Genomic DNA, 17054 nt, shown 5'->3' with positions numbered 1-17054 from the left:
GTGTAAGAACCGGGACCACCTTGAGGTGTTTGTGTTTATAACTCGCTAAAGCGATGAGATGACTTCAATCAATTCATCGGGAAGAGGTTCATTAACGAGTCGTTGAAGAATCTCTTTATTCGCTTCTTTCTCTTTTAAATAATGAAGCAATAAGTCAGACTTATCTTTGCGGTTCATGAGTGCATAAGCCACATACCATACTTCTGGGCTTCCAACATGAATCCCCTGCCAGAGGCTTACGGGAACAGCCGGCAGTTGGCAGAGTCCTTTATCGGAATGTATAGAGAAACTTCCTAAAATCTCAACTTGAGGGTTCTCGGATTGGACGACAAGTTTATATTTGCTTCCGAATGGATAATCTCCACTTCTCGCTTCTTGCACTGTGAGGTTCTCTAAAGCCTTCATCACCTGCTCTTTAGGAGCGTCGGTCATAATATCCCAGTCTCGAACCGCAGCTGTTAATCCCAAGCTATGTAATAAACCGCTTCCGCCTAATGCATAAGGAATACCTTCATGTTGAAGTCTTTCAGTTACAGCCAATAAATTCGTCGTGTCCGGTTTCATCGAAATACCCCGCTTTTTTTTCTGCCCACTCTGCTCGATAATTGCCTTGCTCAACCCATCCTATAATTGATAGGAAGCTCCCCTTAATATATCACAAGGCCTTTATTGATGCGGTAAACAGCTGTCGATGTCATGGACTTCCCTTTACAAGCGATCTCCCTCGTAAGTGGCTGACAAGCAATAAAATAATAGGTAAACCTACGATGAAAATCGGAAATATATAAATAATCCATACAAACTTCGCATAATCCAACAGTCCTATGATATTGGCAGGCACCAAAGAAATCGTGAAAATGGCGATCGCCGCAAAGCCGATGACTGCCCGCCAGTTCTTAATGCCAATCAATTGTGCCGTTCCATAACTGTTGATGAACAAGTAGATGGCCAATTTGACGAATACGCTGAAAATCCAGATGAACATAATCCAGACATCCATGTTTTGAATGAATTCCAAATAATTAATAAATCGAACCATACTGAAATACGGAAAAATTAAGGTTGACCCGATATTGGTTCCGAAAGTCATAATAACGAAAATCGCTGTAATAACGCCGATCATGGATGGAACACAAATCGCTAGCAGAGTGGGCTTAAGCATCTTATGCGAATTCGTAATAAAAGGCGCCAGCATCAAGATCATCATGGATTCTCCCAGGAATGAGGCATTCACCATTGACCCCTTCAGAATAGGGATTGCCCCAGAGTCTGCATATACGGGAAAAAGAAGCTCTAGGTGCAGATTCGTTATATTTAAGGCAAAAGTAATGACAATGCCGATCAGCAGCAAGGGGCCGGCCATTTCACTGAAGCGAGCAATTGCTTCAATGTTACCTGCGTAATTGATGTAAGCCATCGCTGCGACCATAAGCGCCGCGATGATCCAAATCGGCGTATCGTGAAATAGAAACTGCTTAATAAATAAGGAGAATATTCGCAGGATATCGGCAGATACTGAAAACCACACCATAACATACAATGCGCCTATCAGCTTGCCGACCCATTTACCAAAGAGCTTTTGGGCAAACTCCACCAGCGTCAGAGTAGGATGCCGTTGAGCAACTCGTACGATGATCAGCGTCACGACGAGTCCAATGACACCTGCTATTGTAAGCGAGATCCATGCGTCCTGTCTCGCGATCTCGATCGTAGGAGAAACAGTGAGCCAAATACTCATTGAAATTTCTAGGGTTGTAAGGATCCAAAACAGCTGCCAAGTCGAAATTTTCACTTTCTGTCTCCTATTCCAGGGATGCGCTTGCCAATACCTCCCGTGTTCTGAATCTTCAACTTCACTTCAACCGATATCTCAACCGCCGGGAAGTATTCGTCCCATCGGCTCTGAATTTCTTTCCAACGGTAAGGATGTTCTCTATGAATTTCTTCTCCGATGCCGAATACATCTTGTCCATATTGCAGCTGCAGCTTTTTAATCGTAGCTTCTACTTTCTTAGCTTTGATGTCATTCAGCTTCCGTTCTAACGGTATACGTTCCGAGGATGCAGAAATATCAATATCCGTGTTGTTTTCGAGAACTCTGCCGGTGCCTTCCAGCTTCACAACGGCTTTTATTTTATTGCCTTCTAGTACGGTATGAACGGATTTTTTTAAGTTGGATTCGTATAAGGATATGCTGCCTTCTCCCGTCTCTTCCGTAACAAACTGATCTTTCAACACGCCTTTCACCCAAAACATCTCCAGTGATTCTCTCCCGGTCACTTTCCCGACCATTTGCAAGTTCTTATTAAAAATAGCAACGGATCTAACTTCGAAAATTTCTTGTTTCTCTTGTTCATTGTTGGGTGTAATCTCCACCATCGGCATAGACGGCCGGATGCCATCCCGTCCGACATCGAGCAGTACATCTCGTAAGGCTGTATCCCCTAACCGGCAAAATCGGTCTTGCTCAACGGCCACAATCGCAGAGAATTGATTGAACGGACTGTTGATCTTCAGTACATCTTTCCCTTCTCCATTATTCACAACGAAGATATCCGTGCGCATACGCGTATCGGTGTTCCGTGTAAATTGATCCATGATTTCAATTAACCCTTTTTTCGCCAGCTTTTCGCCAATGAAGATGGACCTGCGGTGTCCAAGAAAAATTTTGCGCGGCAGTTTATCTTGAATTTGTTGTTCCAAATCAATGATTGTAGTTCCGTTAGCTGTGAGGACAATGTTTCCGCTTTGCCCTGACTTTCCTCCCCCGCTTTTGCTGTTGATATTGGCTGGAACAGCGATCTGTGCGCTTTTTTGAAGCTTTCCACCTTCCGACAAATCCAGGGCAGTGCCAATCCAGAACGCGTAGTCATTGATTTCATTTCGATCCCAACATCCGGAAATGATGACTGTGAGTATGAGCCAAAGAATCAAGCCAATTTTCCTCATTGTTTATTTCGCTCCGAAACGTATCGTTTATTCATTCTGATCAGCGTATCCTTCCAGAACTGCTTCCCAATAGGAGCTACCGGCTTCAGATAAGGAACTCCGAAGGACTTAAGGGTCACAAGATGAATCATGATGAACATAATCCCGATGGCGACACCATAAAGGCCAAGGAAACCGCCTAAGATGAGAAGTGGAAACCGCAGAATGCGAAATGGCAATGCCAAACTATAGCTCGGAAAAGCAAACGAGGCAATTCCGGTACCCGCAACGATCATCACGATGGGAGCGGAGATAAATCCGGCCTGGACGGCTGCTTCCCCAATCACCAGCGCCCCTACGATACTCACAGCTGAACCGATTGCTTTAGGCAGCCGTAGACCGGCTTCGCGCAAACCTTCGAACATCAATTCCATCAACAAGGTTTCGATCACGGTTGGAAACGGAATTCCTTCTCTGGATACCGAAATACTGAGCATGACGGCTAACGGTATCATTTGCGGATGGAACGTCGTAAGCGCTACATAGATGGAAGGAAGCAAGCAAGACATGATGGCGAGCAAGAACCGCAGGCTTCTGACTGCTGAGACATATAAGAATCGTTCATAATGATCTTCCGCCGCTTGGAAACCAGACCAGAAGGTCATCGGGAGCAATAAAGCATTCGGAGAGCCGTCCACGATAATAGCTACTCGACCTGCCAGAAGACTTGCAGAGACCGTGTCCGGACGTTCTGTATTCTGTATTTGGGGAAAAAAGGATAAAGACTTGTCCTCGATATATTCTTCGATATATCCGGAGTCCAGCAGCTGATTCGTATGAAAAGCATGCAGTCTTCTTCGAACCTCTTGAAGCAGCCCCGGTATAACTTTCTCTTCGATATACGCAACGACAAACTCCGTATTGGTGAATTCACCGGCTAGATGCTTTTCGAACTTGAGGTTGGGATGGCTTATTTTTCTTCGTATCATGCTTAGATTTGTTTTGAGGTCTTCGGTAAATCCTTCGCGCGGACCGCGAATAGATGCCTCATTGGTCGGTTCATTAATTGATCGTTGTTTGAACGACGTCAGGTCCGCTACATACGCAAAGGGCTTACCGTCAAGGAAGATCGCCGTACTGCCTTTCAAGATTTTGGCTACAAGTTCCGGGAAGTGATTCACGATACGATACTTTGTTAGTCGATCAGCGTCGCGGCTAATCATACAGGCCGATATGATTTGTTCCAATTTATCCGAGTCTGTCAGCTCTTCAATATAAACGAGTAGAAATTCTGGGCGGTCCGCAAGTTTTAACGGTCGAAATACGATATCCGCGCAATTGTCAAAAATAGATCGTAACACCTCGTGATTGATCGCGACACTTTCGTTAACAGCTGCAGGAGTACTTACTGCCATCTCACTTCCCCCTCTCCCCAAATCTCCGTTTTTTATTTTGTGTGGTTTATTTTTACTTTATTCCAATAAATAGAAAAAGAAGCCTGCTGCCAATTCGCAGCAGTGCTTCTAATAAGCGACTAGATGGGTTGTCTTTCGTTCTTGGACTGCTTGTACCACAGCAGCATGCCCAGCGAGATCACGCCAACAGCAAGCAGCATGCCATACACATGCTTGTACGAGGACACAAGCGGCGTCTGCGTCTGCAGCTCGAGCAGCAGTCCGCAGACGGCGACGGAGATGGATCCGCCGAAAAATTGGATCAGCTGCATGAGCCCCATGCCGGCTCCGATGAGCTGCTTGGGCAGCATCCGCGACGTCTCGTTGTTGAGCGCCGCGAGCGTCGCCGAGAAGGCCGGCGAGAAGACGATGTAGCCAAGCAGGATGACAGCCGGCGAGGTGCCAATGATGGCAAAGAAGCTCAGTAGAACAAGCGCCAGCAAGCCATGGCCGAGCAGCAGGAAGCGCACATTGCCGTAGCGGTCGATCCACCGCCCGACGAAGCGCGTCAGGAACGCGGAGAGAATCGCCCCCGGCGCTATGGTCAAGCCGATGCGCATGGCGCTGAGGCTGAACGCCTTGGCAAGGATGAGCGGCATGAGAAACAGGTTGCCGAGATTCAAGATCAGCAAGCAGAATCCGATCGTCACGAGCTTGAGGAAGGTGCCGTTTCTCAACAACGCCGGGTTAATGAAGGTTTCCTGCCCTCTGCGCAAATGCCAGGCATGAACGGCAAAGGAAGCTATGCTGACCGCAAGCCACACCCATGACAGCTGAGTGACCGCCAGCAGCAGCGTGGCTGCGTTAACGACTGTCATCAGAGCCCCGGCCAGATCGAAGCGAAACGGCGGAGCTTCTTCTCGGGGCAGCAATCGCAGCAAGACGGGCAAGATAACGAGAACAAGGCAGGTCACCGCGAACAAACCGTTCCAGCCGAAGTACTCGCTGATGATGCCGCCGACGATCGGACCGAGCCCGAATGCCATGGCGCTGCCTGCCGAGATCATGGCAATCGCGGAACCGCGGCGCTCTGCCGGGATATAGCGACTGGCGAGTACTAGCCCGAGACCGGCCATGACGCCGGCGCCGGCGGACTGCAGAATGCGAGCGGTCAGCAGCATGCCGAAGCTGTGCGCGAACAAGCCGAGTACCGAGGAGAATCCCAGCACGCACAGGCCGACGGCGAGCAGCTTGCGAATCGTCACGGTATCCGAGAGCCGGCTGTAGATGACCGTAGAGAGCGCGTAACCGATGGAATAGCTGGATATGACCCAGGAGCCGAGATCCGCGGTGATGTGTAAATCTTGAATAATGCTAGGGATGGACACATTAAACATCGTCGTGTTCATGACCACGATGAAAAGCCCGATCGTCCATACCGGCATCACAATTCTATCGTTCATATTCATACCGTCCAGTCTGCAGCTAAGATATTTGCTAGTGTTATTCCCCTAATTTACACAAAATAAAGGCAGCCATGCAAGCGGCTGCCTCCGTCATCTGTCAATTAATCCCGGTTTAAAAATAAAGAAACATGTGCGGCAAATAAATCCGGATACTGGAATAGAAAGCCATGACCGGAATCCGGGTAGATGATCAGTTGTGCGTTCGGTATTTTTTGAGAAATGATATACGAATTGATCGTGGGAACCATAATATCGTGATCCCCGTTGGCCACAAGAACGGGCTGCTTGATCTCTCCAAGCCGGTCAAAGGTTGAATCCGTTCTCCAAGCCATAGCTCCTTTGATCTGCGCTTGTACGGATTCCGGCTTGACTAACGGCGATCTGTCATCGCTTCTTCGCTGATTGAGCCGTTCCAAATACTTGGTTCCTGCGGTTCTGCTTGTTTCCGTCGGCTCGAAGAATAAATAAAGGAAATCTTCAGGTTCGTTAGTCTCCGGCTTGAACGCAACTTGGAATACTTCGGGTTTCCCGGATTCCGTACCTTCCCCTGTTCCGCCACCTGTCCCTGCCAGGATCAATCGGCGAACCAAGTCCGGACGAGTAATCGTTACGATCTGCGCGATATAACCCCCCATCGAAAACCCGAGCAGATCCACTTGCTTCAGACCAAGTGCCTCAATAAATGCAATCGCATATTCCCCGGTTCCATAGAACGTTTCGGCAACCTCTCCGGCAGATAGCCCGACACCGGCACTATCGAATAGGATCACCGTTCGTTCTTTCGCCAATGCATTCACTACGGCTGGATCCCAATCATCCATCGTTCCCCGGAAACGTTGGCAGCACACAAGCGGTACTTCCGATGGTTTGCCGAAAATGCGGTAGGCCAATCGAATTCCTTTGACATCGAGATAAGAAGTCTCAACGGTTTCAGCTGTTGCCCCAATGGTAGTCATCATACAAATCTCCTTTAAAATATTTTTATTTTGAGAATGATCATTCTAAAATGGTCTCATTCATATTATCAGAAAAGAAAACATAGATCAACATGCCTCCCCTGCTCCCTATTCAAATACTTGAACAAATTGTCGTGGATAAAAAAACCAACCCGTAAAGCGGTTGGTTCTCGGGTTGTTCCTGTTAGAAATACACGTGAATTATGACAGCTTGATGATTTGTCCGCCGTCTATGACCATACAGTGTCCCGTCATGTACCGGGACTCGTCGCTCGCCATGAACAGTGCCGCATCGGCGATATCTTCCGGCTGGCCGACCTTTCGCATTGGAATCGACATCACATAGTTCCCAATCGCCTGCGGATTGTCAATCAACGGTTGCGTCAACCTCGTTTCGATAAAGCCGGGGCATAGCGAATTGACGCGGATGCCGTGTTCGGCGAGCTCCAGCGCCATCGACATCATAAGCAGATTCAACCCGCCCTTCGATGCATTGTAGTGGGCTTGTTCAGACTCGGCAGCCAATCCGTTCACACTGGACATCTGAATGATCGAGCCCCCCGCTCCCTGACGCACCATCTCCTTGGCCGCACGTTGGGATACGAGGAACGCGCCTTTCAGGTTCACGTTCATGTGCCGGTCCCAATCTTCCTCCGTCATCTCGAGAAAGCGGGACGGCCTGCAAATACCAGCATTATTTACGACAACATCGAGCCTGCCCCATCGAGCGGTCACTTGATCGATCATGGCGTCAATCTGGGATTTACATTGCACGTCCGTAACGACCGCTAACACTTCCGCTCCTTCAGCGCGCAGCAATCCGCCGGCTTCTTCCAGCGCCTCCGCTTCGTTATCCGCGATGGCTACCTTCGCCCCTTCCCGGGCGAAACGGCGGGAGATGGCACGGCCGATGCCGTGCGCTCCCCCTGTAATTAACGTTACCTTTTCTTTAAGCCGCATATCCTTGCCTCCTCCCTTAACCGAGACGACTTAGAGCCCGATCTGCGGCAAGCAGCGTTTCTTCGATATCCGCTAGGCCGTGAGCCGTCGAAATGTACCATAAGCCGTTCGGCCGGAGCAGGACGCCTTCGCTGAGCATGAGTTCAGCGAAACGTGCATATTTGCCTGCATCTCTTCGATTGAACGTATCAAAATCCGCTACCTCTTGCTCATCGATGAACATCATATGGAAGACGGGACCGACTTGATTGATGACGCCTGGGAGGCCATGCTTCCCGAGCAGCCCGCGAAGACCGGCGGATAAAGTAACAAACAAATCTTCCATACGTTTGAAAGAGGCCCCTTCATCTTGGGCCAGCTCTCGGATCGTCGTCAGTGCAGCGGCCGTGGCCACGCCGTTCCCGTTCAAGGTTCCCAGATGACTGACCGCCGAGGTGTCGATATGCTGCATAAGCTCGGTTGAGCCGGCAACGGCGCTGACGGCCATTCCGCCGCCCATCGCTTTGCCGATGGTGACCAGATCCGGCTGGATGCCGAACCGGCCATGCGCGCCCCCAAGACTTAACCTGAAGCCTGTAATGACTTCATCCAATATAAAAACAATCCCCAGCTCCTTCGTTAAGCGGCGGACCAGCTCCAAATACCCGGGCTTTGGTTGAAGGCAGCCCGAATTGCACATAACCGGCTCCGAGATCACGGCGGCAATCTCGGAAGCCCGGCTCCTTAGCGTCGATTCCAGCGCTGCCGGGTCGTTCCATGGGAGCAGGATGATATCGTTCAGACTGTTACCGCTTTGCCCCTTCGTTCCCGGAGGTACCGGAGGTAACGCAGAAGTTCCTCCATCACCTGCCGGTTCGCTCAAACCCGCACCGGGAAAAGAGGTGAAGATCGAGTCGGACCAGCCGTGATAATGCCCGTGGAAACGGACGACCTTGCTTTTACCCGTATGGGCTCGGGCGAGGCGTAACGCTAGCATGACCGCTTCGGTTCCTGAACCGCTGAGCGCGACCTTATCCGCGCAGGGAAGCACTTCCACCAGCAGGTCGGCAAGCTCGATCTCGCCTTCATGCTGCAGCCCGTACGTATACCCTTTGCGCATCGCGGCTAAGATGGAATCCGTTAATCCGTCGTGAGCATGCCCCAGAATCAACGGTCCGTAAGCAAGTAAATAATCGATGTAGGTATTTCCATCTACATCCTGCAGCCGGGCGCCTTTGGCCGATTCGGCATATAACGGAACCGGCTTCATCGCAGCGCGCAGCGAGCTGGCGACTCCCCCGGCAAGATGCTGCCGCGCCCGCTCATAGTTAGCTTTGGAACGTTCAGTTGTTCGCATATCGGATTTACCCCCTAATACAATCTCAAATAGTTGATATTGTTTAATCCAACGGAAAAACAGGACGTTGGATTTGTTTATATGGAAAATGAGACAGGTTGGAGCTGCAGCAGCCCGGCGTATCGACCGGGATGACAGCCTTGCAAATCGATCCGAATGCCGTCTTCCAGGCTACGGCCGATTTGGCGACAATCACATGATAATCGTCTGCTTGAAGTCCCGCCGAACGGATATGGCCCGGATCCCAGGGAGCGGTTCGCTTTTCCGTTACCATGACCGTAAGCAATCCTGCTTCGATCACCGCGGTTTTCCCCATATCCGCCCGCTGTCCGGTCATATAAGGACCGATATGCGTATAACGACCGTCGAACAGCGTCCGGATGATTCCCCGTATCCGTACGGGTTCACCGTGCAGACGACCGCTTCTTCCTCCGATATGGCCGTCGTATTCGGCTCCGACACCGAGCTCGTGTGCGGCTGCAGCGGCTTCTTCGTCGCGAATGACGATAAGCGTTCTTCTTACAGGGTTGATGAGATGAACCAACGTATGGGTGGCATCCGCAGGTGCTCCGCCTCCGACATTATCCGAGCCTTCCACCAGGATGACGGGGCCTTCGGGAATCTCCATTGCGCGGGACACCGCTTCCTCCACCGGCAAATCCGCATAGGTGAACAGGTGCCTGCGATCCCAGGCCATCCGCTTCAGCTCCTCGGCATAGCACTCCGCTAGCGTAAGATCATTCTCAGTCGTCACCACGAAGGATAGACCCGCGTCCGGCACGTCACTGTAGGGGAATCCTCCCGCCACCGTAACGTTCAGTACGTTCGGCTCAAGCTCCATGGCAAACGCACGGTCCATCAATTCCTTCATCGGCCCCTCCTCGTGAGTCAGCATCACCTGAGGAACAACCAGCATACCGGGCTTGGCGAGGGCAAGCGTAGGCACAATGTTACCGCTGACCGTGCGAATCAGCAGTTGGGCTGCTTCAACCGCACGCTCATATGCATCGATATGCGGATACGTATCGTAGCCTACGAGAATATTGGCCAAGCGCGCCATTTCCGGACTTATGTTCGCGTGCAGATCCAGCGTCGCCACAATCGGCTTGGACGGGCCGATCCGCTCTCGCACCCGCCGCAGCAGTTCGCCTTCCACATCGGGAAGACCTTCAGCAACCATTGCCCCATGCAGAATGACCAGTACACCGTCCGATGTCACATCCAGCGAACCGGAGAAGGCATCAATCAGCCGTTCCCCCGCTTCCGCTGCCACAATCCCGCTCGGTGTCGCTCCGGCATACAATCCGCAGGCCAGCTGAATGTCCTCACCGCAGAGAGCGTCGATTGCGCCTCCCATCGATGTCCGCGTGCCGCCATAGCGGCTCACAAATGCTTCATTGCCGAGCACCCATTCGGAGCTGAACGCCTCCAATCCCGTGATGTCCGGCGCAAATGTATTCGTTTCATGGAAAACACCGAGAACAGCAATCTTCATCTTGTTCATCCTTTCGCAGGAAGCAGTCCGCACCAGTCAATGATCATCTCCGCATACCAGCGAATCAAGCGCTCGTAAGCATCGAGGTCGAGGCATTCATCCGCCGCGTGGGCATTCGCCCCGCTCGGACCTATGACGATGGCAGGCGTACGGCTATACAGATTAAACATAAAGGCGTCACATGCGAACGGAGCGCCTTGAGGCGGGCCGACAGGAGCTTCAAGCACCCTTTCGCCGGTACTGGCGGCGATGCGCATAAAGCTGTCTGTCCGATCGTCCCTGGGCAATTCACTCCCGCTTAAGTATCGAATCAACGGCTTAATCTGCGGTCGGCATTGCGCAAGCGTCGGATAATGAGGCGATTGAGCTTCGTAATACGCCCATAGTTCAGCCATTATCTCCTCTCCGGTCACTCCGGGATAACCTTCGATCCAGAAGTTCAATTCGCCCGTCGCGGGAAGCTTCTCTTGCAGCTCGCGGCTTGCGTCGCCGGAGTAAATGCTTAGCAGCGTTACCTCTGGCTCCCGGCCCCCTTCCCATAAGGGATGTGCGGGCATCCTGCCGAAGCGGTAGGCGCGGAATGCTTTCAGCATGGCGGCGAACTCCACCGTCGCATCCAGTGCGCTCACGAGCTCCTCCCCTGCGAAGCCGATCCCGCTTCTCCCTTCGAAAGACGCCTTCCAGATGCCGCCGCCCAAATGTGCCGTATACAGCCGCATATTGGATGGCTCGGGAATGATCGCCATATCCGCATTCGGTCCCCGCAATCTCCCGGCCAGCGACCCGTTGGCACCCCCATGCTCTTCATCGACAACGCTCTCGATATGTACCGTCCCCGCAATGGGAACGTTCAGCGAGATCAGGCATTTCACCGCCATCATGGCGGCGGCCATGCCGCCTTTCATGTCGTATGCGCCACGGCCGTACAGATAGCCGTCATGCACTTCACCGCCATAAGGCGGATATGTCCAAGCCTCATTCCCCTCATAAACCGTATCCGCATGGCCGGAAAATAGCAACGATCTGCCGTTCCCGCCAAAAAAACTTCCCGCAACATTGGGACGGTTCGTATACACCCTGCTGTCCATATAAGCGGGATGGTCCTTTAAGCCGGGTACGTCCGTAAGCGGGTACATTTCTACCGCAGCCCCGGCTTCTTGTAACCATCGGGCCATAAACCGCTGATATTCCGCTTCTTCCCCATGCGGCGGGTGATTGACGCTTGGTATTCGGACGAGTCGGGCCGCCAGTCCGACGGCCTCCTCCCGATGCTCTTCCACCCATCGCCGGACCGCTTGCGACAATAGATCTCGTTCCATCCCTCATCCCCTCCTGAAAGGTCCTTTATTGCTGCGTTCTTTTGGCCGGCGCATAGGCAATGACGTCGATCTCCACCAAGTACGCTCCCATATCGACAGGCGCGGTTGTTCTTGCGGGGTAAGGCTGTTGGAATATCTCAGCATAAGTCCGGTTGTATCCGGGGAAATCCTCCGTTCTGCTGACATAAGCGTTCGATTTGACGACATGATCCAGCGTAAGTCCCACCTGCTCCAAGATGATTTCGATATTCCGCAGACACTGCCGGGTCTGATCTTCAATGGTCGGACCGGCAACAGCAAGCGTAACGGGATCCACGCCAACCTGGCCGGAAACATATACGAAATCTCCCGCGATAACGGCATGAGAGAACGGCAGCGGGAATTGCGGTGCCTGAGGAACGTTGGAAGCGATAGACATTGTAATCAACCTCTCTTTATGAAAGTTATTGGATACGCCCGCGAGCGTCGACGGTTATCGGTCTCTCAACCTTCCCATGACGCACGCCTTGTAAGGTGTTGTGAAGATTAGTTACCGTACAGCAATGATTGGGAATGAATTCGAGCCGGTCTCCGATAGCAAACCTCGCCCCTTCGGGAACTGCAACGATGCCGTGCTCCTCGCTAAGCCGTTCAATGAACACCGACGGATCGTTTCGGAGAAAGCCGTAACCCGGGCGGTGCGGATTGGTGTCGCTGCTGAAGGTTTTGGAACCTGCGTCGATAATGATGGTCCCGGGCCGGGGCGCAGCGACAACGGTAGCCAAGATGCTCATTGCAAGATCATCCATCGTGATGGAACCGATCGCCAGCTGGGCGATGTCGCCGAATACGTAAGCGCCCGGTCTCGTTTCCGTCGCGCCTGTCTGTTCCGCAATAAACTTGGAGGTCGGAGTCGACCCGACGCTGATGTCGGGAATGTGAATGCCCGACTTGGCAAGCAGCTGCTTCGTCAAGACAAGTCCGCCGACTTCGTCAGAAGCTGTTTGCCGAAGCTCGCTTAGGCTTTTCTTGCCGTAGGCATGACCGCCATGCGTCATCAGCCCGCGCACCTCCACACCGGGCATCTCTGCAATTTGCCGGACCACATTGGCGGTCTCCTCGCCAGGCTCGCCGCCGCAGCGGTTCAGGCCGGTATTCACATCGATATACAGCGGAATACGGCGCTGAAGCGATTCGCCTAATCGGGATATACCTCGGGCTACGTCAGCATGATCCGCGGATACGGTAATCTTGATCCCGCGTTCGATCAACGCACGCAGCCTGGCAAGCTTGGCTTCACCGACAATCGGGAAGGCGACAAGTATATTCTCGATTCCCGCATCCGCAAGCACTTCAGCTTCGCCAAGCTTGGCGACCGTCAGGCCGCAAGCGCCGTAATCCATTTGTTGACGTGCGATCCAAACGTTCTTGTGTGTCTTGAAATGCGGTCTCAGTTTCACTCCGGCCTGTTTGGCCAGCTCCGCAGTGAGCTTGATATTTCGTTCAAGTACGTCCAGCTCAATAAGCACAGCCGGTGTTTCCAGCTCCGCTACGTCCAATAATCCGGCTATGATAACCGCCTCCTACTCAATCGCTTTGTCCACTAAGCCACCAACAGCGTTCACGTTCGACAAAAAAAGCCTGACGATTCCCAGCGTCAGGCAGCTATCTCAAGACAAAGAACTACGCATTCAGCACCTGTCCGTCCAGCACTAATCTTTCACGGAGCTTGGCGTAGTCGATCTCCTGCACGGCGCAGCCGGCCTCCAAGGCGAGTGCCGCCGCCGTTGCCGCTGATTGCCCGAGAATCATGAAGACGGGCTCCATGCGGATCGAACCGTACGCAATGTGCGAGGAGGACAAGCACACCGGTACGATCAGGTTCGTGCACTCCTCGCCCTTGGGGACAATCGAACGATAAGAAATCGGATAAGGTCCGATCGGATTTATTTCTACATTGCCTTCGTTGATACAACGTCCGTCCAACACAAGCCTGCGGCAATTATGGGAATCCATCGTGTAAGTGGCCAGACCTACGGAGTCTTCCGCTACGGTATATTTGCGGCAATGATGCTCGGTCATCACGACCTCGGCGATCATTCGGCGGCCTTCCCGAATATAGAGTTGATGCGGCCATCCGCCCGTCTCTTTGAACTCGTCGGCAGGCAGTCCCCATTGGCGCGCTTCAGCTCGTACGTAGGCCGGGAGCGATTCGTCGTTGGCGAGAAAATAGAGCATTCCCAGATTATAATTCACATGGTCCTGAAAGATCGCCTCCCGAGCGGCATAACTCCCCTCCGGCCAATCGTAATTCGCTCCGATATGATCGGTGCTGATTGCGCCTCGGTTGTTCAGGTCGGACTTGCCCCTCGGCATAATTTTATTCAGCTGCAAGGCATCCCACACACCGGATTGTATGTAGCGAGACAGCAGCGCGAACCGGTCGGGATTGTAATTCGGCGGCTCGGGGAACGCGATCCGATTGTCCGGAACATTCGTCATACATATACGGAAATTGTAGGCCTGAACGCTGCGGTCCCCCTGCCCCTGATAGCCCGGCGGTTCATCGCTGATGCCCGGAAGCAAGCCGCTGTCCGGTTTCCCTGCGATCCGGTACGGATCGGTCCAGGCATAGAAATTATGCTTCGGATGCCCGAAGTGCACGCCGTTCAACGTCTCTCTGTAGACCGAGTTCGCTTCCCTGCCTACATGATAGGACACACCGGCCCGAGCCAGAAGATCTCCCTCATACGTAGCGTCAATGAAGATGGAAGCTGTGAAGGTATTGCCGTTTTCCATCCGCATGCGGACGATCCTGCCGTTCTCCATCTCGACGGAGTCCAGATGCTGCAGGTAATAAACAGGCGTCTCCGCTCGTTCCAACCATTCTCGATAGATCGCTTCCGCTACATGCGGCTCGAAGGCCCATGCGGCTCCGTCCGGCTCATCGCTGCCGTAATGCTTGCCGATCGTACGGTAAAACTCCCGGGAAATGCCGCCGATAGCCTCTTTGTTCCCAACATCCGTGCGGCCAAGCCCGCTAGCCGTCATTCCTCCGATATGGGAGCCGAACTCGGCTATGACGGGGCGAAGCCCCATCCGGCTTGCTTGAACGGCGGCGGCTATCCCCGCAGGCGTTGCACCGTATATACACAAGTCCGCATGGATATGCTCCGGCGGTTCGTTCGCCGCTTGCGGAGCATAATAGAACAATTTACTGAAATCAGCCATCTTTTCCTATCTCCTATCTCATGGACTCTGCCGCAGTTTCAAACCATCCGCCAACATAACCGGTGATATCCCAGTTGCCGTCCGACCGCCCCTTCAAGGTTATCGAATCGCCGGGATTCGCGGATTTCAGTTCTCCCTTGAGACCGGCTGGCGTCCTGAACGCCGATCCGGATTGCGGCGTCAGCTTCACCGAATAAGGAGACTCCACCGCAACCGTGATGAACTGCCCCTTCTTGGACGGCGGCAGCGAGAACGCGGAAGCGCCGGAAGCCCCTGTATTCGTGACGAGATGTCCGTTGGCACCCGGATCAATCGCTGCAGTAGACGCCAGCGCCAGCTCCGGCTGCGGGTGCAAGTCGGCGAACACGCCGTCTGCGGCCGGATCTACATACAGCAGACGCTGTGCGCCTCCCTTAGCCGTGCAGTTGACGAACCTGATGTCCCGGATAGCCTCCGAACTGTTTTTCTTAATCGAGAATCCGCGAACAATGAAAGGAACAGGCCGCTCCTCAATCGACGAGCATTCTACAAACTCCACATTGCCAATAGCTTTTCTTGGAAACTGCGGCACGGTCGTTACGATGAAAGAAGAACCGTAGCCATATGGATCTTCGGGCGCATTCACCGTATTGCAATTGACCGCCCGGCAGCGTACGAAGGATACTTTAATGCTTTCCGGGGAGCTGGATAGGACCGAAAAGCCGGCGTATTGCTCTTTCTCAGCCACGCAATCGATGAATGTCACCTCTCCCTTGACAGCATTCGCTCCTTCAGCGCCGTAATTAACGGAGCTGCCGAAGGAATTGCCTTTGGTGCGGCAATGCTCGAAGGTAATATCGACGCGCTCATTGGCTGCGGTCATCCGGTGGAGCGTGACGAGGAAGCCCCGCCCGACATTGCCTTCGGCCACACAATCCACGAAGCGGATTTTCTTCAGGACATCTTGACCCGAATTATTGTTGGGCTCGATATCGACTCCGCTCTTCGGCGCTGTACCGGTCGTGTTCGTGAATCTGCAATTCTCCACCAGCAATCCGTCCACGCTAATGACGGAAAGCCCCTGCCTGCGGTTATTGTTAGCCGTGCAGTGCCGCAGGACAATATCCTTGCAATACGGCTGGGACGCTTCGTAATTGCCGATGTAGAAGCCGTCCCCCCCGCTGTCATTCGCCTGGATCCCTTCGATGACGACGTTCTCCGATCCGCTGATATCGAAGATATGCGCCTGCTCTCCGGAGCTGAAAGCTGCTTTGTTCATCCGCAGGGTAGCCCCGTTGCCGATGATTTGCACATGCTTCGCATTCTTAATTCGGATCAGCCGTTCATATGGAGCCACTCTTTTTAGCGTGTCGATCGCTTGGATCACGGTGCCGGGTTCGAACTCGATGACAATGTCGCTCGGCACGATCAGCTGGCCGGACAAATAATATCCGCTCCGCTGCTTCGGGATATAGAGTCTCTTGCCGGCAGCGGCGTTCAGCGCATTTTGCAAAGCTTGTGTTTCTACGGTTGTACCGTCCCCTACGGCGCCGAACCAGGAAAGCACGATGGTTTCGCCGTATACTCGCTTGAATCTTCGGCCCTGCGTTGTCACGACAACCGTTCCGGTATTGTCCACCGAGGTCGTATCCGCCATGTCCAGCAGATAAAAGCCTTCCTTGCCTGCATCCGTCACATAGTAGGCGGCATCAGGAAGCTGATCTGCGGAGGTACTGAGTTCGCTCAACGTGAGGGGCAAGCAAAAGTCGAGATTGCGCAAATCGTTCAGCTTTATTTTCTCATTTAGCGACCCATACACGTTCCCGGTAACGGACGATTGCGCTGACGCTACGCTTTGGAACCTCCCGTTCAGCAGGCCGCCGGTCGCAAAAGCCACCCCCGCCGCTCCAATCGAAGCGAGCAGCTTCCTGCGGTTGAACCTCACTCCTGCTCTGTCTTGGGCGGAAACTTCCGCTATTTCGTTATTCGGATTTGACGGTTGCTCACTCAT

At 52.9% G+C, this 17054-nt stretch carries 14 protein-coding genes; all 14 read right to left on the bottom strand.

Annotated elements, in window-relative coordinates; all coding sequences use genetic code 11:
• Positions 1–45: 45 nt before the first annotated feature.
• The 14 genes from PUT07_RS25650 to PUT07_RS25585 all read right to left on the bottom strand — a co-directional run bounded on the left by PUT07_RS25650 (position 46) and on the right by PUT07_RS25585 (position 17054).
• Positions 46–618 carry a hypothetical protein gene (locus PUT07_RS25650; RefSeq protein ID WP_274471586.1) on the bottom strand — a complete coding sequence of 191 codons (573 nt, stop codon included), beginning with the start codon at positions 616–618 and terminating at the stop codon, positions 46–48.
• 76 nt (positions 619–694) lie between these two features.
• Positions 695–1792 carry a GerAB/ArcD/ProY family transporter gene (locus PUT07_RS25645; protein WP_274471584.1) on the bottom strand — a complete coding sequence of 366 codons (1098 nt, stop codon included), beginning with the start codon at positions 1790–1792 and terminating at the stop codon, positions 695–697.
• Positions 1789–2949 carry a Ger(x)C family spore germination protein gene (locus tag PUT07_RS25640; RefSeq protein ID WP_274471583.1) on the bottom strand — a complete coding sequence of 387 codons (1161 nt, stop codon included), beginning with the start codon at positions 2947–2949 and terminating at the stop codon, positions 1789–1791. Before PUT07_RS25640 ends, PUT07_RS25645 begins: the two co-directional genes overlap by 4 nt.
• Positions 2946–4343, bottom strand: a complete 1398-nt coding sequence (locus PUT07_RS25635) for a spore germination protein (protein WP_274471582.1) — start codon at positions 4341–4343, stop codon at positions 2946–2948. Before PUT07_RS25635 ends, PUT07_RS25640 begins: the two co-directional genes overlap by 4 nt.
• Positions 4344–4462: 119 nt before the next feature.
• Positions 4463–5785 (bottom strand): MFS transporter, encoded by a 1323-nt coding sequence (locus PUT07_RS25630; protein ID WP_274471581.1) that lies wholly within the window; start codon positions 5783–5785, stop codon positions 4463–4465.
• Between the two features lie 104 nt (positions 5786–5889).
• The gene (locus PUT07_RS25625; protein WP_274471580.1) at positions 5890–6747 is read right to left on the bottom strand and encodes an alpha/beta fold hydrolase; all 858 of its coding nucleotides are present in this window, start codon (positions 6745–6747) and stop codon (positions 5890–5892) included.
• 198 nt (positions 6748–6945) lie between these two features.
• Positions 6946–7704, bottom strand: a complete 759-nt coding sequence (locus PUT07_RS25620; RefSeq protein WP_274471579.1) for an SDR family NAD(P)-dependent oxidoreductase — start codon at positions 7702–7704, stop codon at positions 6946–6948.
• A gap of 16 nt (positions 7705–7720) precedes the next feature.
• Complete coding sequence (locus PUT07_RS25615) at positions 7721–9040, bottom strand: aspartate aminotransferase family protein (protein ID WP_274471578.1); 1320 nt, start codon at positions 9038–9040, stop codon at positions 7721–7723.
• A gap of 43 nt (positions 9041–9083) precedes the next feature.
• Entirely contained in the window at positions 9084–10535 is a 1452-nt protein-coding gene (locus PUT07_RS25610; protein ID WP_274471576.1) for a M81 family metallopeptidase, read from the bottom strand.
• A gap of 5 nt (positions 10536–10540) precedes the next feature.
• On the bottom strand, positions 10541–11854 hold the full coding sequence (locus tag PUT07_RS25605; RefSeq protein ID WP_274471575.1) for a M20 family metallopeptidase: 1314 nt from the start codon (positions 11852–11854) through the stop codon (positions 10541–10543).
• Positions 11855–11879: 25 nt separating this feature from the next.
• Positions 11880–12272 carry a RidA family protein gene (locus PUT07_RS25600; protein WP_274471574.1) on the bottom strand — a complete coding sequence of 131 codons (393 nt, stop codon included), beginning with the start codon at positions 12270–12272 and terminating at the stop codon, positions 11880–11882.
• 25 nt (positions 12273–12297) lie between these two features.
• Positions 12298–13392, bottom strand: a complete 1095-nt coding sequence (locus tag PUT07_RS25595; protein WP_274471573.1) for an alanine racemase — start codon at positions 13390–13392, stop codon at positions 12298–12300.
• A gap of 124 nt (positions 13393–13516) precedes the next feature.
• The gene (locus tag PUT07_RS25590) at positions 13517–15064 is read right to left on the bottom strand and encodes an FAD-dependent oxidoreductase (RefSeq protein WP_274471572.1); all 1548 of its coding nucleotides are present in this window, start codon (positions 15062–15064) and stop codon (positions 13517–13519) included.
• A gap of 13 nt (positions 15065–15077) precedes the next feature.
• Positions 15078–17054, bottom strand: coding sequence for a right-handed parallel beta-helix repeat-containing protein (locus PUT07_RS25585; protein ID WP_274471570.1), 1977 nt, complete (start codon positions 17052–17054; stop codon positions 15078–15080).

This window comes from Paenibacillus sp. MAHUQ-63, assembly GCF_028765165.1.
Taxonomy (GTDB): domain Bacteria; phylum Bacillota; class Bacilli; order Paenibacillales; family NBRC-103111; genus Paenibacillus_E.
The sequence above is the reverse complement of the archived record's forward strand: the minus strand, read 5'-3'. Positions and strand labels throughout refer to the sequence as shown.